Source organism: Duganella vulcania (genome assembly GCF_009857655.1).
Lineage (GTDB): Bacteria > Pseudomonadota > Gammaproteobacteria > Burkholderiales > Burkholderiaceae_D > Rugamonas > Rugamonas vulcania.
The window spans coordinates 1-4,188 of sequence record NZ_WWCX01000193.1 but is presented as its reverse complement, the minus strand read 5'-3'; the positions used below and the strand labels follow the sequence as shown (position 1 = coordinate 4,188).

Here is a 4,188-nt window from a genome sequence, read left to right as displayed (position 1 = left end):
GCCGCGCGCACCAGCGTGCCGCTGCCGCCGGCGGCCGGCACGCGCGACGCCGCCGATACCGGCTGGCGCGACTACTTCACCGATCCGCGCCTGCAGCAGCTGATCGCCGCCGCGCTGGAGAACAACCGCGACCTGCGCACCGCCGCGCTGCGCATCGAGGAAGCGCGCGCGCAGTACGACATCCAGTCGGCCGACCGCCTGCCGAACGTGAACCTCAACGCCGGCGCCACCAAGGCCAAGACGCCGGCCTTCCTGTCGCCGGGCGGCCAGACCAGCATCGGCAAGCGCTATGATGCCGGGCTGGCGCTGTCCTCCTTCGAGCTGGATTTCTTCGGCCGCGTGAAAAGCCTGAACGACGCGGCGCTGGCGGCCTACCTCGCCACCGACGAAGCGCGCCAGGCGGCGCAAATCAGCCTGGTGGCGCAGGTGGCGCAAGCCTACTACACCGAACGCGCCTACGCCGAGCAGTACGCGCTGGCGCAGCAGACCTACGACGCGCGCGCCCGCACCTACAAGTTGACGCAGCAGCGCGCCGAAGTGGGCGCCTCGTCTCGGCTGGACCTGCGCTCCAACGAGACGCTGATGGAAACCGCGCGCGCCGCCGCGCTCACGCTGGCGCGCCAGCGCGCGCAGGCGGACAACGCGTTGACGCTGCTGGTCGGCCAGCCGGCCAACGCCAGCCCCGCTGCCGGCGCCATGCCGAGCGACCAGCAGATCGACGCCCTGAGCGCATTGCCGACCGGCCTGCCGTCGGACCTGCTGACGCGCCGTCCCGACATCCGCGCCGCCGAGCAGCGTTTGAACTCCGCCAACGCCAACATCGGCGCCGCGCGCGCCGCCTTCTTCCCGCGCATCAGCCTGACGGCCGCGCTGGGCAGCAGCAGCCCGTCGCTGCATGGCCTGTTCGACAGCGGCTCGGGCAGCTGGTCGTTCGCGCCACAGCTGACGTTGCCGATCTTCGACGCCGGCCGCAACCGCGCCAACCTGAGCCTGGCCGAAGTGCGCAAGAACCTGGCCGTGGCCGACTACGAGAAGACCATCCAGACCGCCTTCCGCGAAGTGGCCGACGCGCTGGCCGCGCGCGACTACCTTGGCGAACAGGTCACCGCGCAGCGCGCCGTGCAGGACGCCCAGGCCGACCGCCTGAAGCTGTTGCAACTGCGCTTAGACAACGGCATCGCCAGCGCATTGGACGTGCTGGACGCGCAGCGCGAACTGTTCAGCGCCCAGCAGACGCTGGTGCAAGCACGCCTGCAGCGCACCACCAGCGCCATCGACCTGTACCGCGCCCTGGGCGGCGGCCTCAAATAAAGATGGGGTCAAGTCTGGCATTCGGACACGAGCTCTTCCGTAGCGAGGTCGCTACGGAAGAGCTCGTGTCCGAATGCCAGACTTGACCCCAATTTAATATGGCATCTCCTATCATTATTCGGCTTGGCGTTCGGGCGCGCGAGCGTATCGCGGCTGAGGGCGTTCGCGCGGCCGATGTCGCTATCGTGCCGGCCGCGGCCGGCGGGCCCAAGGGCCTGATCCTCCACGGCCTCGATTGCTGGATGTTCGGCCATTGGCTGCGCGCCGCGCCCCGTCCGCGCAAGCTGGTCGGCGCTTCGATCGGGGCGTGGCGCATGGCGGCCTCGGCCTTCGACGATCCGCTTGCCGCCCACCAGCGGCTGGCGCGGCTGTACGCCGGCCAGCGCTATCCGGCCAAGGTGACGCCCGCCTACGTCAGCCAGACCATCCGCGCCCTGCTCGATGAATTGCTCGACGGCCGCGCCGCCGAGGTGGCCGGCCATCCCGATCATCACGTCTCCGTGCTGACGGCGCGCGGCGTGGGCGCGCTGGGCAATACCAATGGCCAGCGCTGGCGCGAAATGGCCGGCTTCGCGCGCGCGGCCGCCGGCAACGTGCTGGCGCGCCGCCATCTGGCCTCATCGATGGAGCGCGTGGTGTTCCACAACCGGCGCGACGATGCGCAATGGCTGCGCCAGCCGTTCGACGCCTTCGCCGGCCATTTCGTCGGCCTCGACCCGGCCAACCTGCGCGAAGCGCTGCAGGCCTCGGGCTCGATTCCGCTGGTGCTTGAAGCGGTGTCGGCCATCGCCGGCGCGCCGGCCGGCGACTACTGGGACGGCGGCCTGATCGACTATCACCTGCACCTGCCCTACCAGCGCGATCCCGGCCTGGTGCTGTACCCGCATTTCAGCGACTACATCGTGCCCGGCTGGCTGGACAAGTCCATGCCTTGGCGCCACACCCGCCCCGGACCGGCCCACCCGGCCCTGGACAATGTGATCCTGGTCTCGCCCTCGCCCGAGTTCGTCGCCGGCCTGCCCAACGGCAAGCTGCCCGACCGCCGCGACTTCAAGGCCTACGGCCAGGACCACGCCGGCCGCCAGCGCGACTGGACCCGCGCCATCGCCGAGAGCGAACGCCTGGCCGAGGCCTTCGCCGCCTGGTGCGAACGGCCCGACCTGGCCCGCACAGCCGCCTTCTGATTGTTTCAAAAAAGCAACAGAAGCCCCCGAAGATTCATGCCAGCCGGCACCGGACGGGCGCATACTTGAGCACTGCAAGTTGCGTCCCACGGAGAATGAACATGAATTTTCTGACCCATCTGCGCATCGGCACCCGGCTCGCCGCCGGCTTCGCCATTGTCCTGCTGCTCGCTATCGGCGCCACCTCGGTGGCCTTGTACAACGCCCACGTCAACGCCGCCGCCACCCGCCACATGATGGAGCAGCCGCTGGCCAAGGAACGCCTGGCCTCCGACTGGTATGTGCTGATCTACTCGGCCGTGGCGCGCACCGCGCTGATCGCCCGCAGCAGCGACGACACGCTGTCGACCACCTTTGCCGACGTCATCGGCGCCAGCACCAAAAAAGGCGGCGAACTGCTGGGCCGGATCAAGGAACTGCTGTCCTCCGACCAGGAAAAGGCCGTGTTCGAAGCGTCGATGGGCCTGCGCAACACCTACCAGAAGGCCAAGACCGACATCATGAACGCCAAGAAGGCCGGCGACGCGGCCCAGGCGGAAAAGCTGTACAAGGACGTGTTCATGCCGTCGGCCGAGGCCTACCAGAACAAGGTGCAGGAGTTGCTGACCTTGCAGCGCAAGGCCATCGACGATACCGCCCACGAGATCGACGCGGCGAACGCCCGCAGCAATATGCTGCTGATGGTGCTGGCAACGCTGATGGTGGCGATCGGCTCGCTGGCCGCGTGGGTGATCTCGCGATCGATCACCGTGCCGCTCAAGTCGGCGGTGGCGATCGCCTCCACCGTGGCCAACGGCGACCTGACCACCCGCTTCGACGCCGAGACCAGCGGCTGCGAGATCGGCGAGCTGATGACCGCGCTCAAGGGCATGAACGACGCGCTGCACAACGTGGTCAGCCAGGTGCAGAGCGGCACCAGCACCATCGCCACCGCCTCCAATGAGATCGCGGCCGGCAATATGGACCTGTCGCAGCGCACCGAGGAACAGGCCAGCTCGCTGGAGGAAACCGCGTCGTCGATGGAGGAGCTGACCTCGACCGTGCGGCAGAACGCGGAGAACGCCAGGCAGGCCAACCAGCTGGCCCAGGCCGCCTCCGACGTGGCCGAGCGCGGCGGCACCATCGTCGGCCAGGTGGTCGACACCATGGGCTCGATCGACGCCTCGGCCAAGAAGATCGTCGACATCATCGGCGTGATCGACGGTATCGCCTTCCAGACCAATATCCTGGCGCTCAACGCGGCCGTGGAGGCGGCCCGCGCCGGCGAGCAGGGACGCGGTTTCGCGGTGGTGGCCTCGGAGGTGCGCAACCTGGCCCAGCGCAGCGCGGCGGCGGCCAAGGAGATCAAGGAGTTGATCGGCAATTCGGTCGAGCAGGTCGACATCGGCGCCAGGCTGGTGCAGCAGGCCGGCAGCACCATGGACGACGTGGTGTCCAGCGTGCGCCGCGTGACCGACATCATGGGTGAGATCACCTCGGCCAGCAGCGAGCAGAGCATCGGCATCGACCAGGTCAACACCGCCATCACGCAGATGGACCAGGTGACGCAGCAGAACGCGGCGCTGGTGGAACAGGCCGCCGCTGCGGCGGCCAGCATGCAGGAGCAGGCGGCGCGCCTGGCCGATGTGGCCGCGTCGTTCAAGCTGGGCGACGAGGCCGCGCAAGCGATGCCGGCGCCGCGCGCCACGCGCCC

Annotated in this window: 3 protein-coding genes; all 3 read left to right on the top strand. The window is 69.0% G+C overall.

Annotation, left to right across the window (positions count from 1 at the left end):
* On the top strand, positions 1–1,311 hold a 1,311-nt coding region (locus tag GTP90_RS34975), incomplete at its 5' end, for an efflux transporter outer membrane subunit (protein ID WP_161087821.1).
* A 98-nt stretch (positions 1,312–1,409) separates the two neighbouring features.
* Positions 1,410–2,495 (top strand): patatin-like phospholipase family protein, encoded by a 1,086-nt coding sequence (locus tag GTP90_RS34970; protein ID WP_161087820.1) that lies wholly within the window; start codon positions 1,410–1,412, stop codon positions 2,493–2,495.
* A gap of 101 nt (positions 2,496–2,596) precedes the next feature.
* Positions 2,597–4,188: methyl-accepting chemotaxis protein (locus GTP90_RS34965; protein WP_175048351.1), on the top strand; the 1,592-nt coding region annotated here is incomplete at its 3' end.

What these genes read in the sequence shown, in the direction of transcription:
- GTP90_RS34970 (WP_161087820.1), top strand. Translation starts at nt 1,410, where the DNA reads ATGGCATCTCCTATCATTATTCGGCTTGGCGTTCGGGCGCGCGAGCGT.